Source organism: Bradyrhizobium sp. Pha-3 (assembly GCF_042258615.1).
Lineage (GTDB): Bacteria > Pseudomonadota > Alphaproteobacteria > Rhizobiales > Xanthobacteraceae > Bradyrhizobium.
The window spans coordinates 7,330,477-7,349,249 of sequence record NZ_CP170152.1; the positions used below are offsets into that span (position 1 = coordinate 7,330,477).

17 protein-coding genes and 3 pseudogenes are annotated in these 18,773 nt (G+C 58.9%); 14 read left to right on the plus strand and 6 right to left on the minus strand.

Features of this window, described 5'->3' with window-relative positions; all coding sequences use genetic code 11:
• Positions 1–21: 21 nt before the first annotated feature.
• From nodC to ACE10Z_RS34370, 3 genes are read right to left on the minus strand one after another with little or no spacing between them, the layout of a single operon-like run.
• Positions 22–1,389 carry a chitooligosaccharide synthase NodC gene (gene nodC / locus ACE10Z_RS34360; RefSeq protein ID WP_375784754.1) on the minus strand — a complete coding sequence of 456 codons (1,368 nt, stop codon included), beginning with the start codon at positions 1,387–1,389 and terminating at the stop codon, positions 22–24.
• A 16-nt stretch (positions 1,390–1,405) separates the two neighbouring features.
• Positions 1,406–2,065, minus strand: coding sequence for a chitooligosaccharide deacetylase NodB (gene nodB / locus ACE10Z_RS34365; RefSeq protein ID WP_375784755.1), 660 nt, complete (start codon positions 2,063–2,065; stop codon positions 1,406–1,408).
• Positions 2,062–2,694: a NodA family N-acyltransferase gene (locus ACE10Z_RS34370; RefSeq protein WP_375784756.1), complete on the minus strand. Its 633-nt coding sequence runs from the start codon at positions 2,692–2,694 to the stop codon at positions 2,062–2,064. The genes nodB and ACE10Z_RS34370 overlap by 4 nt, the downstream gene beginning before the upstream one ends.
• A 45-nt stretch (positions 2,695–2,739) precedes the next feature.
• Here ACE10Z_RS34370 and ACE10Z_RS34375 point away from each other — a divergent pair, with 45 nt between their 5' ends.
• The 11 genes and pseudogenes from ACE10Z_RS34375 to ACE10Z_RS34425 all read left to right on the plus strand — a co-directional run.
• The gene (locus tag ACE10Z_RS34375; RefSeq protein WP_375784757.1) at positions 2,740–3,024 is read left to right on the plus strand and encodes a hypothetical protein; all 285 of its coding nucleotides are present in this window, start codon (positions 2,740–2,742) and stop codon (positions 3,022–3,024) included.
• Between the two features lie 527 nt (positions 3,025–3,551).
• Positions 3,552–4,496, plus strand: a complete 945-nt coding sequence (gene nodD1, locus ACE10Z_RS34380) for a transcriptional regulator NodD1 (RefSeq protein ID WP_375784758.1) — start codon at positions 3,552–3,554, stop codon at positions 4,494–4,496.
• A gap of 648 nt (positions 4,497–5,144) precedes the next feature.
• Entirely contained in the window at positions 5,145–6,128 is a 984-nt protein-coding gene (nodD2, locus tag ACE10Z_RS34385) for a transcriptional regulator NodD2 (RefSeq protein WP_375784759.1), read from the plus strand.
• Between the two features lie 965 nt (positions 6,129–7,093).
• Entirely contained in the window at positions 7,094–7,807 is a 714-nt protein-coding gene (locus ACE10Z_RS34390) for a MerR family transcriptional regulator (RefSeq protein WP_375789989.1), read from the plus strand.
• A 354-nt stretch (positions 7,808–8,161) separates the two neighbouring features.
• On the plus strand, positions 8,162–8,671 hold the full coding sequence (locus ACE10Z_RS34395) for an ABC transporter substrate-binding protein (RefSeq protein WP_375784760.1): 510 nt from the start codon (positions 8,162–8,164) through the stop codon (positions 8,669–8,671).
• 954 nt (positions 8,672–9,625) lie between these two features.
• A pseudogene (locus ACE10Z_RS34400) lies at positions 9,626–9,883 on the plus strand (transposase); the annotation flags it as partial.
• A gap of 169 nt (positions 9,884–10,052) precedes the next feature.
• Positions 10,053–11,081 carry an LLM class flavin-dependent oxidoreductase gene (locus ACE10Z_RS34405; RefSeq protein WP_375784761.1) on the plus strand — a complete coding sequence of 343 codons (1,029 nt, stop codon included), beginning with the start codon at positions 10,053–10,055 and terminating at the stop codon, positions 11,079–11,081.
• A gap of 158 nt (positions 11,082–11,239) precedes the next feature.
• Positions 11,240–11,476 (plus strand): hypothetical protein, encoded by a 237-nt coding sequence (locus tag ACE10Z_RS34410; RefSeq protein WP_375784762.1) that lies wholly within the window; start codon positions 11,240–11,242, stop codon positions 11,474–11,476.
• 726 nt (positions 11,477–12,202) lie between these two features.
• Positions 12,203–12,577, plus strand: a complete 375-nt coding sequence (locus ACE10Z_RS34415) for a NolY (protein WP_375784763.1) — start codon at positions 12,203–12,205, stop codon at positions 12,575–12,577.
• A gap of 454 nt (positions 12,578–13,031) precedes the next feature.
• A complete protein-coding gene (locus ACE10Z_RS34420) occupies positions 13,032–13,163 on the plus strand; it encodes a hypothetical protein (protein WP_375790120.1) in 132 nt (43 codons plus the stop codon).
• A pseudogene (locus tag ACE10Z_RS34425) lies at positions 13,150–13,206 on the plus strand (hypothetical protein); the annotation flags it as partial. The gene ACE10Z_RS34420 and the pseudogene ACE10Z_RS34425, both read left to right, overlap by 14 nt.
• A 48-nt stretch (positions 13,207–13,254) precedes the next feature.
• Here the strand turns inward: ACE10Z_RS34425 and ACE10Z_RS34430 are convergent.
• Positions 13,255–13,623 carry a hypothetical protein gene (locus tag ACE10Z_RS34430; RefSeq protein WP_375784764.1) on the minus strand — a complete coding sequence of 123 codons (369 nt, stop codon included), beginning with the start codon at positions 13,621–13,623 and terminating at the stop codon, positions 13,255–13,257.
• Positions 13,624–13,634: 11 nt separating this feature from the next.
• Positions 13,635–13,847 (minus strand): Arm DNA-binding domain-containing protein, encoded by a 213-nt coding sequence (locus ACE10Z_RS34435; protein ID WP_375784765.1) that lies wholly within the window; start codon positions 13,845–13,847, stop codon positions 13,635–13,637.
• A gap of 39 nt (positions 13,848–13,886) precedes the next feature.
• Between ACE10Z_RS34435 and ACE10Z_RS34440 the strand changes: the two genes are divergently transcribed.
• The 3 genes and pseudogenes from ACE10Z_RS34440 (at position 13,887) to ACE10Z_RS34450 (ending at position 18,133) form a co-directional block, all read left to right on the plus strand.
• Positions 13,887–16,616, plus strand: a complete 2,730-nt coding sequence (locus tag ACE10Z_RS34440) for a DUF5695 domain-containing protein (protein ID WP_375784766.1) — start codon at positions 13,887–13,889, stop codon at positions 16,614–16,616.
• Between the two features lie 74 nt (positions 16,617–16,690).
• A pseudogene (locus ACE10Z_RS34445) lies at positions 16,691–16,801 on the plus strand (transposase); the annotation flags it as partial.
• Between the two features lie 1,086 nt (positions 16,802–17,887).
• Complete coding sequence (locus ACE10Z_RS34450) at positions 17,888–18,133, plus strand: hypothetical protein (RefSeq protein ID WP_375784767.1); 246 nt, start codon at positions 17,888–17,890, stop codon at positions 18,131–18,133.
• A 213-nt stretch (positions 18,134–18,346) separates the two neighbouring features.
• Here ACE10Z_RS34450 and ACE10Z_RS34455 read toward each other — a convergent pair whose 3' ends face one another.
• The gene (locus ACE10Z_RS34455; RefSeq protein WP_375784768.1) at positions 18,347–18,682 is read right to left on the minus strand and encodes a hypothetical protein; all 336 of its coding nucleotides are present in this window, start codon (positions 18,680–18,682) and stop codon (positions 18,347–18,349) included.
• Between the last annotated feature and the right edge of the window lie 91 nt (positions 18,683–18,773).

Consider the following 18,773-nt stretch of genomic DNA (forward strand, 5'->3'; position numbering starts at 1 on the left):
GCTATCACGAGTTCAATCAACCTATTTGTAGGCAGTCGATCGGTCGCGACCGCAAGCACTCTCGGCCGCCACCAAGCTCGATGAAAACCCCGGCTTACGAATTGCGCCAGAACTTCCCGCAGCACCTGCAGGGCTCGGTCCAGCATTCGCGTGCGGGATGACGGCCTGCGTTTCGCCTTCGGTCGGCAAGTTGACGACCGTACGCGACAGCCAATCGCTATTGCTCAACGTACAAAGCGCATAAGCTTTCAAGGGTAGTAAGAGAAGGATGTTGATCGGTGTGTGAAGTGAAAATCCGAGAAATCGTACTTCGCGCGCACGAAAGGCTGCCACACTACACCGGACCATTGTCATTGCTGCAATCGTCAGTACGGTCCACCAGGGCACCGACCCGCCGATTAACAGTTGTGCGAGCGCAGCCAGTGATGACAGCGCCAGCAGCAAGGGGCCGAGATTCTGTCCGATAACGTCTAGCGTGAGATAGCCATCGAGTTCAGGCAGCAGGCGTAATGCAAGAAACGTGTCCCGGAAGGTACTGCGGGCCCAGCGGAGTTGCTGACGCAGATATGGGCCAAGGCTGTCGGGGACGACTGTTGCCGCGATAGCCGCCGGGACATACTCGGTTCGAAACCCCGCCTTGAGCATGAGAATCGTTAGATGGCGGTCCTCGCCAAAATCGCTCGGCTTTCCACGAAAGAACTGCGCTTCGTATTGATCAAGCAGCAATGCGAGCGCAGAGCGACGATACATCGCGCATGGGCCGCAGCAGCACATGACTGCCCCGAAGCGAGCCTGGGCCGCGCGCTCTTCGTTGCACGCCAGCCAGTATTCCATGTCGATCAGCCTGGTCAGCCAGGTTTCGCCGCGATTGCTCGCTATCAACTGTCCCATGGCCGCTCCGATCTCTGGCTCTCGCATCTTAAATGCGAGCTTCGTGACCACGTCGGCGGCAAGGATCGTATCCGAGTCGACGTTGAGCACCAGGTCCCCAGAAGAGCTGCGTATTGCGGCGATCTGCGCCTTGCGCTTTCCAACATTCTTGGCCAGCAAGGTGATGCTGAACCTCGGATCGTTCGCATAGATGTCGTGTACGGGCCCCACGATGTCGCGATTTGCTGATCCGTCGTCGACCACATAGACCTGCAACTTTCCAGCGTAGTCCTGGCTCGCAATCGACTCGAGGCATTCGAAGAGCGTGTTGGGGTCCTCGTTGAAGCAAGGCACGATGACGTCTACGCTCGGTAGAGCTGTCTCGGATTGTGCCAGATCGTCGTCCAGCGATGACGCATTCGCTGGCTGAGCATAAAGCGCTTGCGCGCTCTTGTAGACAGTCGAGAGCAGCGCATAAGACGAAACGGCGACAGCGCTGGTTGTAGCGAGCAGGTCCATAGGATCTCAGTTTTATTCAGTGAAGTTGCGGAAGCGGACGGATTGCAAACCCGCGCTGTTGTAACGTCGGAATCAGATATGACAGCGCCATCACCGTCTGATCACGTAGAGTGGCATCAGTGCCCAGTCTCTCCTCACCCGGAGGATATCCGTCGTGCAGGAGCACAATTGCACCCGGGCGAACGGCCGCCAGCACTGAATTCACAATCCAATCAACCCCAGGGCGCGACCAATCCCTCGGATCGACCGACCAGTGCACAGCCGCGAGACCAGCACTCGCTGACGTAGCGAGCACCTCTTGGGTCCATATGCCGTAGGGTGCTCGCATGTGCCTGGGCGAAGCCTGCGGGCAGGCCGAACGAATCGCCCTGCTCGCCGTTAGCACTTCATCGTGGACCACTGCTGGCTCACATCTGGACAGATCCGGATGCGTCATCGTGTGGTTTGCGACCTCGTGCCCCTCCGCGATCATTCGTCGAATGAGTTCAGGCTGATCGGCCGCGTGCGTGCCGATCACGAAGAAGGTTGCCGGCACCCGATGTTGCGTCAGCACATCAAGGACGTCTGGCGTGCAAAATGGATTTGGCCCATCATCGAAGGTCAAATAGACGCTGCGACTTCCACTGACGTCAGCGTAATCGCGACGCACCGCGGATAGGGGGGCGAGTTCTTTCACAGTTCAGGCCCGTTGCGGTCGATAATCGTCCCGACCGGCCACTCGCTGATCGAGCGCCCAAGGGGGAAGACCACCACGAGAACATCTTCGATCCGGATGGGTGACATATTGGGATACACATCTGGATGCGTAGACCGGACGCGAATACCCGACATGAGGGTTGCGAGCCCCTGCCTTCCGACCAGTCTGGAGAAATGCTTCTCAAGCGCTGGCCGGACGGTGCCAAAGCCGAACGGAACGCCGAACCCCTGCAATGCAGGATACATCACGCGCATTGAGTGGCTGATTCCAAGCCCCTCAAGATCCGGACGCACCGCATATAGTCCCAGTTCGGCCACGAGCAGTTCGACCTCGCCGATTCTGATGAATCGGCGTAGTACGCCGAGGTGAGCAGCGACACCGCACGCGTCGTAGCCAATCGCGCGGACCTCTGGCCTTGCACCGGCCCAACTTCGATTGCCTTCGAATGACTGCGCATTAAACGCACCGGTCGGCCCGTAGCTGTTACGGAAGAAGTCGGCGAGCTCGGCATGGTCGGCGAGCTGCAGATCGTTTTCCCAGCGAAGGCTCCACTGGACTTGAGAGCGCGCTGAAGGACCTTCCGCAGAGCGGGCTCCGCCACTATTCATGGCGGACTTTCCTGTACCGGTGGAGTTAAGAGCGGAGATTTCCACGTGAGCAACTCGCTATTCGCCGAACCGCTGAACACCACTGATATGCGCTGGCATGCGACATCGAAGCTCGGCCGCCTCGCCAGCACCGCGCCTGAGCAGATTGATCGCAATGACGCCTTCACTAGTGGCGAGATCAACGGACAGGTTGCGCGCGTCGCTCCGACCGACGCCACGCCCGAGATATGGCAGGACATGCCGACGGGGCGATCGGATTGCCCGCAACCTATCGGCACCACGGAGTGGTTCCACCTCGTCCAGGATCGTTATCGACACTGTGCAGTCTGAAGACTGGCCATCGATGTGTGAGACCTCATCAAAGGCGCGTCCGATTGGCAGCAGATCAACTCGGGTCTTATGCATTTTCGACGCGCCCTGAATGCGATGGACAGGCGAGCCGTTTGGCCATTCGCCCGAGATATTTGGCATTCGCAATCCGCGCCTGCCGCTTGATCGCGACACTAAGGCGAGGCTGAGCGTACCCTCTAGTGTACGAGGGTAAACCGCCGATATGGAAAGGGATGGAATACACATACGAAGGTTTGTCGGCGTCCGCCTAGCGTCGTATCGAGCCCTCGTCGTATCGAGAAGAAGCGACGCAGGTCGCATGGCGCGCTGATAGCCACCCCCACTCGGCGGATTCGGAAGGTGCGCGCACGTCCAGGAGTTCTTCTCGGAACCCGCGTAACCACCAGCAGCCATCGTGATATTCCTGACAACTTTCTACAAACTGATGTTTGCTATCCAACATTCCTCAATTTGGTAAAATCGATTGTTTCGATACAACACATCCACACGATGGATAGACTCACAACATGCGGTTCAAGGGACTTGATCTAAACCTTCTCGTTGCACTCGACGCTCTGATGACGGAGCGCAACCTCACAGCGGCGGCGCGCAAAATTAACCTCAGCCAGCCCGCTATGAGCGCTGCGATCGCGCGGTTGCGCACCTATTTCCGCGATGAACTGTTTACGATGAGAGGTCGCGAGCTCGTCCCGACACCTTGCGCGGAGGCGCTCGCGGGTCCGGTTCGCGAGACCCTGCTGCACATCCAACTCTCGATCATTTCACCGGACGTGTTCGACCCGACTCAGTCGAGCCGACGCTTCAGGGTCATTCTCTCCGATTTCATGACAATCGTCTTTTTTCGGAGGATCGTCGATCGTATCGCACAGGAAGCTCCCGCAGTGCGCTTCGAATTGCTGCCATTTTCCGATGAGCCCGATGAACTGCTCCGCCGCGGCGAAGTCGATTTTCTCATTCTGCCGGAACCGTTCATGTCGAGCGTGCATCCGAAGGCGACGCTGTTCGATGAGACTCTCGTATGCGTGGGATGCCGCACAAACAAGCAGCTATCACCACAGCTTACATTCGAGAATTACATTTCGATGGGGCACGTGACGGCCAAGTTCGGACGGGCGCTGAGACCGAACCTCGAAGAATGGTTTTTGCTTGAGCACGGCCTCAAGAGACGCATTGAAGTCGTTGTGCAGGGCTTTAGCCTGATTCCGCCTATATTGTTGGACACGTGCCGTATAGGGACAATGCCCTTGCGACTCGCCAGACACTTCGAAAAGCAGATGCCTCTGCGGATTGTCGAGCCCCCGCTTCCCCTGCCCACTTTCACCGAGGCTGTGCAGTGGCCTGCGCTCCACAATACCGATCCGGCGAGCATTTGGATGCGTCGGATATTGTTGGAGGAAGCATCCAACATGGCATCTGCGCATCAGGAGCCCCCAACTCGCAGGCGCAGCTAAGTTCGCCACAAGCCGCTCTCGGCAAGTTGCAAATATATTACCAACCCCTTTAACGTGCTCGGGCGCTTTTGGCATATTACGTCTCGGACGGCGATGCTGTAACAGGGCCGTGCGAACCCGGCGATGGGACGACGCGATTCGCCATTGGCGAGTGCCGTGATCTCGTAAGATGTGGTTTGGCGCGCTTGTCCTGCAAGCGGCGGCATCCGGCACGATCGCGGGGACTTCTTCGGTTACAATAAGGCCTGGCGAGCCGAATTAAACTGCTTGAATCCCACACTGCGTCAGGTTGTAGATTGGCCGCCGTGACTAACGCTGCGCTACGCGGACGTCGACGGGGCGCATTGGCGAACTCCACGGCTCTGGCCGGATAGGCTCCGGGGCCGCCTGCCAACAATGTTATTGTCCAGTTCGCGCTGCGAGCGTCGCCGGAGCGGCGTGATCGATCATCGCGGCTGCCGACGGCTTCCGGCCGCTGGTGGTCCGCCGATCGCCTTGCTCGCCACTCTAGCGATGATTCCGCGAGCTTCTTTTCGCGATCGCACGGTAGGAACGGAGTCGATTCGGGCGAGCCAATGAGACTGCTTCAAGCGCAGCCGTTGTCGCTCATTGTATGCACCGCAAAACGCTTGCGCTGGATAAGAAGATATGCGTTTCAAAGGCCTGGATCTAAATCTCCTCGTCGCGCTTGATGCTCTCATGACTGAGCGCAATCTCACCGCCGCAGCACGCAAGATTAACCTTAGTCAGCCGGCCATGAGCGCAGCCGTTGGCCGATTGCGGTCCTATTTCCGTGATGAGCTGTTTGCGATGAGAGGTAGGGAACTTGTCCCGACCTCGCGCGCCGAGGGATTGGCGGCTCCTGTTCGCGAGGCCCTGATGCAGATCCAGCTCTCCATTATCGCGCAGGAGGCGTTCGACCCGGCTCAATCGAACCGGCGATTCAGGATCGGCCTTTCTGATTCCATGACAGTCGTGTTCTTCCGAAATGTCGTGGAGCGTGTCGCGCGAGAAGCGCCCGCCGTCAGCTTCGAACTGGTGGCACTGGCCGATGAGCACGACGAGCTTCTCCGGCGCGGCGACGTCGATTTTGTTATCCTGCCCGAATTATTCATGTCCAGCGCGCACCCGCGGGTGGCCCTGTTCGAGGAGAGGCTCGTCTGCGTTGGCTGCTGCACGAACGGCCAGCTACTACGGCCGCTTACATTCGATCGATATATGTCAATGGGCCACGTTGCGGTTAAGCTTGGAGGCGCGCGCAAGGCCGCCATCGAGGAAACCTTTTTACTCGGTCTCGGCCTCAATCGGCGCATCGACATTCTGGTGCAGAGCTTCAGCATGATCCCGCCCTTGCTGACAGGCACAAGCCGCATAGGGACTATGCCATTGAGGCTCGTTAAGCACTTCCAAAGAACGACGCCGCTTCGCATTGCCGACCTTCCGCAGCCTTTCCCCACCTTTACCGAGGCGGTCCAATGGCCTGTCCTTCACAACAGCGATCCGGAAAGCACCTGGATGCGAGAGATATTGTTGCAGGAGGCAGCACGCATGGCGTCCGCGCGCGAAGAGTGCTCGATCATCTGCGCTTCGAAACAAGCGGATACCGTCGGAGACTTCGCTAGATCTGTCTAGCCGTTGTCGCAAGGACGCTCGCAAGGTGCGCGAGCCTTGTATCCGGAAGGATACTTGATGCACGCAATTTGGGCTTGCCCTGCTCTAACTTATTGCTGCCAGATCAAACATCCCGCAATTTTGGCTCCTGGACGGGCCATCATGGCGCCGTTCGGTCGCACATTGGCATTCGGGCCCGATGTGCGAACGCTGGTTCAAGCGAGTGTTGCCTCGTTCTAGAGGACAGAGACGAAGGCCGACACGCTCGTGACCTCGCTGAAGCTGACCTCTGCACGTTGCCGTCCAGCCTCTGGGCGCAGCAGCCTCGATAGTCATACCAGGACCAGCTCACGGCTGCTCGCCGTCAACTCTCAGAATGAGTAGGCTCCCAGCGAGCGGAGCCGATCCAGCTTCGCTGGAGCCGCACCATGACGGACAGCCAGCGCGGCGCCGATCGATTGTACAGATGGCGAGAACCGCCCGTGCGCTTTCGACGCTGAGTGTCGCGCACCTGTGTTGCCCTATCGCATCACCTTCAAGCGCATCGGACCTTCATCGCTCTGCGCCGTTGGTCTGACTTCTTCTGGCCCTATCGCGGCCACACGTCTTGACGACGTGCGCTACCCCGGCGCAATGACAAACAAGGAGCTGAACGTTGGCGGAACACAGCGGTGTATTTGATCCGGAAGAACTATCCGCCTTGGGAAACCTTTTTGATGGCACAGTCACAGCGTTACCGCCATCGATGCGAACTCTGGAAATTCGAACGGCGATCGCCAGGCTCATTTTGGAGCGTACAGCGGTTAGCGAGGCTCAACTGGCGTGCTTAACGAACTTGTTGGACACCATTTCGCGTCAGGGTTGATCGCGCGCCATTCTGAGGATAGTCACCTCTCTTACGCTGGAATCAGAGACGATCCAGCTAGAGCTTTGAAATAGCTTGAATCATACGTGACGTCAGGTTGTAGGCTTTGAAATTGAACAACATGAACAAAGCTACACCACGAAGGCGTCGATGGCGCATTGGCGAACTGGCGGAGGCGACCGGAGTGACGGTACGCACGCTGCATCACTACGAGCACACGGGCCTTTTGGCCGCCTCAGATCGTACGGACGGCGGCCACCGGATGTACGACCGCGAAAGCGCTCAACGGGTTCATCAGATTCGGGCGCTACGTGAGCTTGGCTTCTCTCTTCTCGAGATCCGTAAAGCTATGGAGGGAACGACCTCACTCACAGACCTGCTGCGCAAACATCTGGAGCGGATTGAACTTCAAGTTACTCGTGCGACCCTGTTGCGAGATCGTCTGCGCAACATGACGACGGACGGTGACGTCCAGGTAAGTGTAGATGAGCTGCCTGCCACTTTGGATGCCATGTCGCGGGTCGAGACGCGCAGACCAACGTCCCGATGCACATGCAAGTTGGCAGCAGAACGCGAGGAGCGGTGGCGGCGGATCCGCGATGAGCTGCGTGAGTGTATGGACAGGGGTGAGCATCCTTGCGGCGAGCGGGCAAAGGCTGTCGCGATTGCGGCGCGCTTGCTGATCGGCGAGATAGCCGGAGCCGATTCACGCGTTTCGACGATTTTGAAGGTACTTGCACGGTTAAGCGCCCCCCGCAGCCTGGCTGGTTGGGATCCCTGCCTCATGCAATATCTCGATCTCGCCCTTGCCGGGTTGGAGGATCAGCCGTACTGACGTCCTCACGGCGGATGCGCACAGGATTGTCGGTCGGCCTTTCTTGAGCTGGGCGTGCGATGAAGTGTCGGTTGATCTGGCCGCGACGATGCGCGCCGGCAGCTTTATGGACTCACGGACAGCTCTTCCCGCCCAGGCCTCGTCGATCGGCCCTCGCCTGACAATTCATCGGACGCGAGCTTCAAAGGGGCTTGAACCGCACGTAACGTCAAATTGTAGGGTCTCCCATGGTCGCGGTGTGGCCAAGCTGGCGCGCTCGACTTGGCTTGGCAGAAGCAACCGCATCGATTTCTGCAGCCGCGTCTGACCGCAGAGGCTAGCAGTTCACTTCAGGTGAGCATTGGGAGCTCTACAATGTTAAGTGGGCGTCACGCTTCAGCCGCAAGTGGAGCGCACCTCATCCGCGCACTCGGCTGGACCGCGCGCGGCTGCGACGTCCATATTGCTGCGGTTCGCCCGATGAGCGGAAGCAGCGATGCGTCCGGCGCGCTGATGCGCGATGGTGCGGCTGCGGCGGTCGAGACGTTGAACGGTTCGGGCCTACTTGCCGATACCAAGGTGACATCGAGCATAGCCAACGGCGCCTGCGACCCGAGGCAGGCCGTCGCAGTTGCCAATAAACTCACAACAGACCAGGTCCGGCGGGTCGCCGGTCATTGTTGCTCCGCTTCGTCGGTTCCGGGCTCCGACGTCTTCGACAAAGCGGGCATCATTCAAAGGTTACCAGGCGCGGCAAATCCTCAGCTGACAGAACTTGGCTCTAAGACCGTCTTTCGGATCTGCGGCAACGACGGCCAACAGGGCGTCGTTGCAGCTATCGAGCACTCGGCACGAACACAACGCCTCACCAAATTCAACCAGTGACACAGATGATAAGACCACGCTCTCACGACCTTGGAGCAGCGATACTCGCGTGCGCCCTTGTACTCGCGGCTTTCGGAGCATTTGTAGCCCTCGCTGCAGCGCTCGCGGAGCTTCCCGATGCCGATCCGCTGGAGGAGGAACTACGTCTGATGATAGACAAATAGTACCTGCACCAACTCTCAGCGTTGCAACTCTTCCTTGCCAAGCCTGCTTTGATCAGCTCGATGGTTGGCCGCCGCTGTCGTCGGCTTTCTTCTTCAAATGAGCCCTCCATGCCGGATGGTATCGGCTTTGTTTGGCGATGTTACGAAGTGCTGGCCGTTAGCTTTCTCGCAATAGTAGCCATGAAATTCAATTTGCCGCACAATTCTGTCCTATCGAGCTCGCATGCAGACAACTGCACCGACACTCCGCAAATTCCAAGGAGCACCATGTCGTGTGGGACAGGGTGCACTGGATGCCCTGCTCGCTGTGCGGTGGTGCGCCAGTTGGTCGTTCTGCTATCCAGCCGGATTGCTTCCCACGCGATTTGCGTCGACCTCGACATCAAAGAAAACCGATTTCCGGTGCCCGGACGCCTCATGCAATGGTCACTTGCTGGCGCCATCGAACGGCAGTGCCGATATCGAGAGGACCGTCTCATCCTGGGGCACGCAGCCGCCAAGAGGAGCATGGCGAAGCGCCAATCGGGTCACTTCGCAAGATCCAGAGCGTTTTCAAGATGACTGTGATCAGCCATGCCATCTGCGTCCGCATCCTTTATCGTTCTGCTTTTGAGGACAACCGTCGGACTATCCGGCAAAAGCGGCAAGTCGTGGCGGCCGACTTCACTGAACTCGGACTTTCTGTAACGCCTTCGGACCAAAGCTTCGGGCCAGCGCATGTGGCAGATGACCTCTCATCGCGTATTTCTTCCCGCTGGAGTGCAGGTCCGGTCCCAAGAAGGGCGGACAGATGAAGCGACCAAGATTCACGGAACAGCAGATTGTCGCGATACTGAAGGAGCACGAGGCTGGGGCGAAAGCGGCTGATCTAGCTCGCAGGCATGGTACCTCTGAAGCGGCGATCGTCAATTGGAAGGCCAGGTTCGGCGGCATGGACGTTGCTGCGGCCAAGCGGTTGAAAGCCCTGGAGGAGGAGAACATGAAGCTAAAGATGCTTCTGGTCGAGCACATGCTCGGCGTGGCGGAGCTTCGCGAGCTCCTATCCAAGTAATGGTCGGGACCGCCACTGCAGGTCGTCATGAGCCACTCACATCGTGCGCGCTCAGAGCCACGCCCATCCCAAAGAGACGACGCTCAGCGCCTATGACGAAGGAGACGTATTTGAGCGCGACGGCGTGAAGCCACCCGGACCCTGTTCCACAATCGGAGATGATCGAGTGAAAAGCGACCTTCCTTCAAGACTAACTTGCGGCATTTTCGACCACTTGGACGACGACGGCCGCGATGTCGCACGACAATACGAAGATCGTCTCAAGTTGGCGGAGGCGTGCGATTCTCTCGGCTTTTACGCTTATCACCTGGCCGAGCACCACTGCTCACCACATGGCAGAGGGCCGTCGCCGAATCTGTTTCTTTCAAGCGTCGCGCAGCGTACCCAGAAGCTGCGCTTTGGTCCGCTGGTATTGTTGCTCAACCTTTATCATCCATTGCGCGCATTCGAAGAGATCTGCATGCTCGACCAGTTGAGCGGCGGCAGGCTTGAGCTCGGTATCGGACGGGGCTCGCAGCCGATCGAATGGGGCTATTTCGGCATCAGTGCGGACGCGGCGCCAGGCCGTTATGAGGAAGCCAGCGAAATCCTAAATATTGCGCTGAAGGGCCATACCCTATCCTATCGCGGACACCATTTTGAGATGAGCGAGGTACCTCTAACTTTGAGGCCTCATCAGCGCCCGCATCCGCCGACCTGGATCGCGAGCAATCGGGCCGAATCGGCGGAATGGGCCGCTGCAAGTGGTGCTAATCTGGCGTGTGCAGGCCCTTCCTCTGCTGTCCGAAACATTACGGATGCGTTCCGTTCCCATCGCGCGCACAATACAACCGCGGACGGGCGAGAGCCATTTCTTGGGTTGCTCCGCATGGTCGTGATCGCGCAGTCTGACCAAGACGCCCATGCCGCCGCCGAAGCTGCCTATCGACGATGGCTGGAGAGCTTCAAATTCCTTTACGAGCGAAATGCCATTCCGACACCACCTAACCTGCCGCTGACCTTCGATGCAGCCCTTGAGAGCGAATTGTGCGTCGTCGGAACGCCAGCTTCCGTCCGACAGCTCCTCCTTAATCAGATGGAGCAGGCAGGTGCGAACTACCTACTTTGCCAGCTTGCGTTCGGGAACCTGCCGTTGGAGACTTCCCTATACACCGCGACCACAATTCAATCCGAGATCATCCCTCGGTCTGGGTGACAGGATCTATCCGAGTTTTGCACCTCGGCAGGCCAGCGTCCTGCCGACGGCAAAGGGCATATTAGCCGGAGATATGGACTCCCTGCCTGCACTGCAGGAGGTCGACCGATAATAATGAGGACACTGGAGCGCGCCTCGAGCACCATCATGTCAGCCGCTTGACCGATGTCATCGGCGCTGAAGTGATTGGCTTGGGGAGCGCTGGCATGACAAACCGAAACCATTCGTGTGGGCTTGGTTTTGTTCGTCATCCAAAGCAGGTTGATCCTGCTCGCGCGCGCTATCCGGAAGCTGGATGCATTCCATCAAAACTTTCGATTTTACCGGTTTTCGTCAAATACCCCATAGTCAAGATCGCCGGTTTCCGGAAAGCACCTTTCACGAATGTCGTGTGACAATGGATCCTCTTTGCTTTCAGCATAGTCGCAGGCCACAAATCCCTTGTGCCTGCATCTCCAACGAGACTCCCCACTCTTTCAAATCGACGCACGTGCGGCCCCGCTGCAGTCAGATGGCCCATCGCAACGCCTGGCGCGCAATCTATCGCGTCGTCGCCGACCCAATTGCCACCACCCCAGAGGCGCCCCAGAAGATTGGTTCTCACGCACTCTCATTGGCCGGGGTTGATGCGTGGCGCTGCCCAGAACTCGGACTGGCAAACAGCGGTCTTAGCAAGCGTGGCCTGGACGTGTCGCCTTGAACAGCTTGGGCAGCGCCATCAAACTGGCGCTGTGGCGGCCTGCCGGCGACGCAGTGCTGGCTGCCAACCGACTATCCCGATTGCGAGACACATGTCCTCCGGTCAGGACGAGGCACTGATGTCGACCTGTGCGACCAGACCAGCTTCGCGGTCTCACTGCCCGGCCCCTACGTCGTGTGTTCGAAGATTGTCATTCCGCTCGCGTGCTCGGTCTTGCTCGGCGGCGGTCGCCCACAGCTGCTTCCAACAAACCGGACCGTCGCCATCCCGTCCTGTGCGCCTCCCTCGACTGACCCGCACGCGCACAGCTTGTGCGGCGGCAATTCGTTCCAGCCTCGCGTCCGCCACCTCGCGGATCGGAAAACGAGACACACATTCTTACTCGGCCTACCCTGCTGTTTAATTACTCTGGAGCAACACCGTGGAACTTGACCCTTCCAATTCACGCAAACAGGACCTCGAGGATCGCACCGACCTGCAACTGGACATCGTTGCCGCCCTGGTCGGCGAACAAGGCAACCAGCTCGACACCGTCCGACTACTTAACGTGCTCACAAACGAAATGATCACGGCAGAACTGGAGCTTAGCCAGCTCGGCACTATGAGAACCGGTGGCCACACCGGCGATGGGCGAACGGCGCGAATGTCCCGGGAGCGCGGCGTTTATTATCCAGAAGACCTTCTGGTCTTGGGACGCGTTTTCGATCAAGCGGTGGCGGCCTTACCGGCAGCTCTGCGAACTCCTGCCAACCAGATGAAGATCGCCGCGCTCATTCTGTCGCGTGCAAGGGAGTGAGATGCCACCTGGCACTTTTCTACGGTTGACGGCGCGCTTGCAGAACGTTCACTGCTGAACTGAAAGTCGCATTGCGACCTTGCACTGAGTACCGCAGCGAGGTTCGCGATTGGATGGGCTTACCATTGCGCGAGCGTGCCGATTCCACTGGTTTGTCCATTTCGCTGCCGTCCCCAATCGCCGGCCGGATTCGGAAGGGCAGCGCCGTACTAAACGATCTTGCGCCGGAGATGGTACAGCTACTTTTGCCAACCTCGCGGGGCCGATAGCGGAGTCGCGCGAAGCAACGCATGAGCGTGAAACACGGGTACGGGTTGATCGTCGGTCTAATGCTTGACTTTCCCCGGACGGTTGCACCCTTGTTGCGGCCGCATTGCCCCTTACACGCCCACAACGAACTACACGCCAGACGACAACGAACCCTCCGATCGGCCAGCCGTCCGTGCAGCGCCAGTTGAACATCCAGCCGGCGCTGACCATCCGGCCAGGTTTCCCGGTGCGGTTTATCGTGACGCGCGATTTCGTGCTGGCGCGCCCCACGGAAAGGGAGGACGCCATGACCAAGCTCAGGCTTGAGGCCCCTTGAAGAGGACAAGCCGGTTAAGCTCACGATCGAACTGCTGGCTGCGTTCTTCGGGGATATCAAGAGCTACGTCGAGATTCTGACGCGTAGTCGCTCACCCTGCTCCTGGGGCAGTCGAGAGATCCGGATGGCGCTTCCGAAGCGGGTCGAGGAACGGACGCAGCGATGGATTGCCGTTGGCCTGCTGCCAATAAGCGCGAATCAACCGTGTCGGCCCCTCGGCATCATGCACCTCGCGGAAGATGACACCAGGAAAGGCAGCTCCAGTCGCACTTTCCGGTACCAGCAGGATACCCCAGCCCGCGCCGACCAAGGTGAGAAGCCGGTCGAGCCCGACGTCGTGGCGAAGCAGCCGGCAAGCGTCGGAATATCCCATTTTGTTGATGACGAGCTTGAGCTCCGGTCCGGGGCCGCGCTGTGACGACAACAGCGATTCGCGCCTCAGTTCGCCCCAGTGGACCACATCACGACCTGTCAGCGGATGGTTCGGGGGGAGGCTTTGTCGTCGACCGGGTCTTTGTCATTGGCAACCAGGCCCAATAGCCGCTTGGCCTCCTTGCGTGCAAGGTCTGGTGTCCAAGGGGCACCGTGAGGACCGATGGTGACGAAGCGCTGCCGACCGAACACTCGGTACTTGAGAACGTATGTCGCTTTTGTCGCGTTGACGTTTACGGCGGGAAACAGCACGCCTTGATCATCCGTATGGGGCAATACCGGATGCGGTTGATGACGAAGGCCAAAGGCATGTCCAAAGTCTGGACGTATACGCGTCGCACGATGCTGTTGGGCAGTAGCGTCTTGGGTAGCGCGTTGTTCGGGGGCGTTACGGTGCCTACACCCAATCGGCCGCAGCGCAAGGTTGCCATGGTGTTGAAGGCGGCTGACTCTCCCTTCGTCGTTGGGTGCACACAAGACGGCATTACCTCGTTGCGTTATCGTAACGATACGTATGACACGGATTATGTCCTGCCTGGAGCCGTGCTGGGGACGGCTCACGCTAGAGTTCGGCGTGCCGGATCCGAGTGGCATACGCTTCGAACCGGCGTTGATGCAACGAAGCCGATGCATAGCGCGGCCCTTGAACTAGCAGCCCGCGATGCCGGCATCCTTCTGACGACCCGCCTTGCAGTCGACGAGGCTGGATTGACGTGGGAGATCATGCTGCGGAACGACGGCATGGCGAGCGTGGAGGTTGGCGACCTCTATTTGCCCATGCCGATGAACACCGAATTTCCGGCAGGGCAACCGGTGTCGTTGGCTGTTTTGAAGCACAGCTTCGTCTCGGGGCATGGATCGCACATCTTCTGGATTCGCGGCAACAGCACCGGTCCCTTCCTCATGCTTTTACCGGAAGCGGACACGTCACTGGAATATTGGGATGTCCACAAGGATTCGGCCGAAGCCAGTGGGACGTGGTGCGCCTACATCTTGGGCGGGGCGGCCGCCGGCGAGGCAGTGGCGGGCGGGACTCGCTGGCGACAGCCGACCCATTCCCTGTCCCTGTCGCCGGCCGAGGAACGGCGTTACCGTCTCCGCTTCCAGTGGGTTGCCGATTATGAGGCGGCGCGCAGGGCTATCGCGGACGCCGGTCTGGTGGACGTAGAAGTAATCCCGGGCATGACGGTTCCCAACGACCTGCATGTCGACATCGCGCTCGCGTCCTCCATTCCGGTGGAGCGGATCGAAGCGGAATTTACCGGTGACACGGTGGTGCAACGGTTGCCGGATCGGGCTGGCAGGCGACTGTGGCGGGTCTGGTTTTCGCGATTGGGCGAGAACCGGCTGACCTTGCACCAGCCGGGTGCGCGCCGGACCTTTCTTGAATTCTTCGCTACCGAACCCGTCGAGACGATGATGAAGAAGCGCGCAACCTTCATCGTGAAGCGGCAGCATCGTGACTCGTCCAAATGGTACGACGGTTTGTTCGGCGAGTGGAACATGGAGACGCAGGTTCTGCTTGGCCCGGACAATTACGACCGGATCAAGGGCTGGCGCATCTACGAGGTGACGTGCGACGATCCCGGGCTGAGCAAGCCCGCTTACCTCGCGACCAAGAATGCCGAGCATCCTGATGCGGCGGAAGTGGCGGCGCTGGACCGGTATATCGATACGTTCGTCTGGGGCGGGCTGCAACGTACCACACAGGAGGCATACGCCTACGGCCTCTACGGCATACCCGATTGGAAGCAGAACCGGGAAAGCAGCGATCCCGGCCCAAAGGGCCGCCTGCATATCTGGCGGCCTTATGACTATCCGCACATCTTCGCGATGTATTTGGCCATGTACCGCATCGCGCGTGACCATCCCGCGATACCCACCCGCCAGAGCGCGCGAGATTATTTGGTACGCGCCTACGGTACGGCGCTGGCCATGTTCACGGTGCCGATGCGCGCGGTGATGTGGTCTGCCTATCGCACCGGCTTCTACAACGAATGTGTGATCCCCGAACTGGTTTCGGCGCTCACGACGGCGGGCTTGATGCGCGAGGCGGCGACGCTGGAGGCGCACTGGGCGTGTAAGGTGCGCGCCTTCGTCGATCCGAAGGCGGACCTGTTCGGGTCGGAATATCCGTTCGATTCCACAGGCTTCGAATCAACGCAGGCACTGGCTCGCTCGGCCCTTGACGACCCTGTCGCCATGGGGGTTTCGAAGGCGGCAGCCCGTGCCTTCGCGGAGCGTCAGATCGCTGCAAACCTGTTCTGCCGTGGCTGGCTGGAACCTGCTTATTACTACCTGGGCAGCGATTATCGCGGGACTGCGGGCGACGCCTATACGCTGACCTACATGGCGCAGATGGGCGGCTGGGCGCTGCTTGATCATGCGCTGAACGATGCAGACGACCCGCATCCGCTCCTTCGTCTCGGCTATGCGTCACAACTCAGCGCGTGGGCCTTGCTGAACAGCGGCCCTGCGTCGACCGGTCATGGCTATTGGTATCCGGGCGAGGAGAATGACGGCGCGGCCGGTGGCGGCTTCGAGCCGGCGCCGAGCGGGACCACATGGCTCGGTCAGCCGCATCACCGTGGAACGTGGTATTACTCGTGCGAGATCGACCTGGGATTTTGTGGGGCGGTCCGCGCTGCTGCGACGATCGTTGCCGACGATCCCATCTTTGGGCAGGTTTGTCACGGTGGCATCATGGAGACGTTCGCTCACACCCTGCGTATCTGGCCACGTGATGGCGTGCGGCGACGGCTCAACGTGCGGCTCCAGTCTCTCCGATTGGACCTGGTGCTGCTTGACGCCCGATTCCGGGCGGATAAACCGATCATTCTGAATTTGGGCGAGGGGTCAATCAGCCTTACGCCTGAGCCCTTTGCCCCATCTGCATCGGGAGTGACGTTCGAATTGCGGTACGATGACGGGAGGAAGCGCAAGGAAGTCGTCGACATCACGGACAGCCAGATCGTCGTCCGCTTGCCTGCGGCGCGCTTACCGCGGGTTCAGGTTCGCTAGTGTTGCCGATTATCGGGTACGATCGGCACTTTTGCCTGCTGTTCCACGCGGCTTCCGAGGCGATGACGATCGTCGCCGCAAATCCCGAGCATCTCGGCGCACGTATCCGCATCACCGCGGTGCAGCATACCTCGGGTTCGGCGATGACCCACCATCCGCACATCCACATGATCGTGCCGTGTGGGCATCGGCGGCAAATTCAATAGTCGTTGAAATATGGAAAAAGTGAATGGCGTGGCCGCGCCCTCGCGGGAGAATCGCCTCTAGACTAGTGCTTACGCAGATTTCGCGCATGAGCTAACCCCAACGCGCAACCCTCGCACCATTGCATTACAATAGTCTTTCTTCCTCACTTTTCGCACCAGCCAGCTTGACACGCGCCTTCGGAGGGCAAGGCTCAAGAAGACATGAATTGTTGCGTCGGACGTGGCTTTTCGGCGTCGCTATAGAGCTGGCAGAGCCGGCCGAGGCTCGTTGGGTAGAACGCCCGAATCGGATCACCCGCGCTTTACTGGACCACATGATACCCAGGACGCCGCGGCCGTACGCCATATTCACCATGTGTTGCTTTAAGCTCGTTCTAAATTGGTCGATTAGAACATCCAGGGTCCGAGGCAAGAAGAGTCAGCGTCGAGGCTGCGGAGCAATCCAAAGACCGTTGTCGCGATTGCCCTGCATCTCGTCATCCTCTCCTTTAGCGCGCTTTACTCGAGGCAAAAGCCCCACCAAGGGCACGGGGCCCTATACCCACAGGACGAATAACAGACCGAGGGGCATGCCGCAGACACATGTTACAAAACAAACAAGCAGCGTCCGGAATACGCCACACGATTGGAGGACGACATCATAGAAGACGGACAGTACTGCGGTTAGAATGCTCCTTGGCTTGACGCTGCGAAAGCGTGGCGAATGGCCACTTCGTCATGCACGGCTGTAGCAACGATTGGTACGGATCGATCTTCCGATTGCTTGGAAGAAGGGCGACCAGTGTTGGCCGACACCAAGCAACACGAGCAAATGGAGTAGAGACGCACGCGACAACGCATGTTCGGATCCAAGCGATTCAGAATTATTCGAGTCGTGCTTCCCACCACGACATTCGGTCATCCGAACTTCAACAAGCATCTATATAAACTTCATTGTAGCGCCGAGAGCAGCAGCTCGATACGCGAGCCGGCCGCGAATCTCTTTCTTTCTGGGACAAATCGCAGGCTCTCGGTTTCGCCTTGGACAAGTTATTTCCTTGTCAGGACGTCGAGTGGAGTTTTGAGATGGATCAGGTCTTATCCGAACAAGCGCAAGTACCAGAGGCTGTCGTGAGCGTCGCATTTGACAAAGCGTGGCGCTTTGTCGAGAAGGACCCGATCCTGGCGCACAATCTCAAGACAGTCCTTCATAGCCGATTGCGCGCTTTCCTGGAGTGTTCGATAAGAAACGGCGAACGGAATACCTTGCGTCTGGCAAACGAGGCGATACGTAATTTGCGCGCCGAACTGGCACCGTCGACCAAACAGTAATGTCGTTCGCACCTCCACTGGCAGGAACACTTCGCTTTCGTTATGGCTCTTCGTGATCTTCGGAAGCTAACCCCGCGTAAATCGTGGTCGAGCTAGCCGTCCTGCGCTAGCAGTCTGCTCCGCTGAAGGCGAACCACGACTACTGTTGCCTCGTGGCGCTGGGCGACCAGTCAGCTTAAAGCCCAAGCACCGCGATGACGAGCGAGACATGCGCTATCCTTGCGCACACAATGCATACGATAAATTCTGCCCCTGCCGTTGGCTCAGCGCAAGCTTGCGTACATTCAGGGCCGCGCTTCGCCAAGCGCGGCGAACGCTGCGCTGCAAAACATCCCTAAACACGAGCCCGGCTAAGTCGAACTCTTTGTCGCTCCCGCGAGCGCTCCAGCAACATCGCGCAAGACCTGCGATCGGACCGACTGAGCCGTAAAGTTCGAGGCCTTGGCGGATTTTATCGATGATCTCCGCGCGCGTCACGATCGCAAACGGCAGCATGGTCGTCCTGTTGGACGGATGAGCTTGATCGTCCCTCGAATCGAGTTTTTTCAACCGCCCATCATGACGAAACTCAGCTGGACAGCGAGCGTGCACCGGCTGGTGTTGCACAGCTTGGCTTTGAAGCTGGTCAGTGACGAAACAC

Excerpts from the sequence above, each read along its gene's own strand:
- ACE10Z_RS34370 (WP_375784756.1), bottom strand. The coding sequence starts at position 2,694 with ATGAATAGTGGCGGAGCCCGCTCTGCGGAAGGTCCTTCAGCGCGCTCT.
- nodC (WP_375784754.1), bottom strand. The coding sequence starts at position 1,389 with ATGGACCTGCTCGCTACAACCAGCGCTGTCGCCGTTTCGTCTTATGCG.
- ACE10Z_RS34450 (WP_375784767.1), top strand. The coding sequence starts at position 17,888 with ATGGATCAGGTCTTATCCGAACAAGCGCAAGTACCAGAGGCTGTCGTG.
- nodD2 (WP_375784759.1), top strand. The coding sequence starts at position 5,145 with ATGCGTTTCAAAGGCCTGGATCTAAATCTCCTCGTCGCGCTTGATGCT.
- nodD1 (WP_375784758.1), top strand. The coding sequence starts at position 3,552 with ATGCGGTTCAAGGGACTTGATCTAAACCTTCTCGTTGCACTCGACGCT.
- ACE10Z_RS34390 (WP_375789989.1), top strand. The coding sequence starts at position 7,094 with ATGAACAAAGCTACACCACGAAGGCGTCGATGGCGCATTGGCGAACTG.
- ACE10Z_RS34395 (WP_375784760.1), top strand. The coding sequence starts at position 8,162 with ATGTTAAGTGGGCGTCACGCTTCAGCCGCAAGTGGAGCGCACCTCATC.
- ACE10Z_RS34440 (WP_375784766.1), top strand. The coding sequence starts at position 13,887 with ATGACGAAGGCCAAAGGCATGTCCAAAGTCTGGACGTATACGCGTCGC.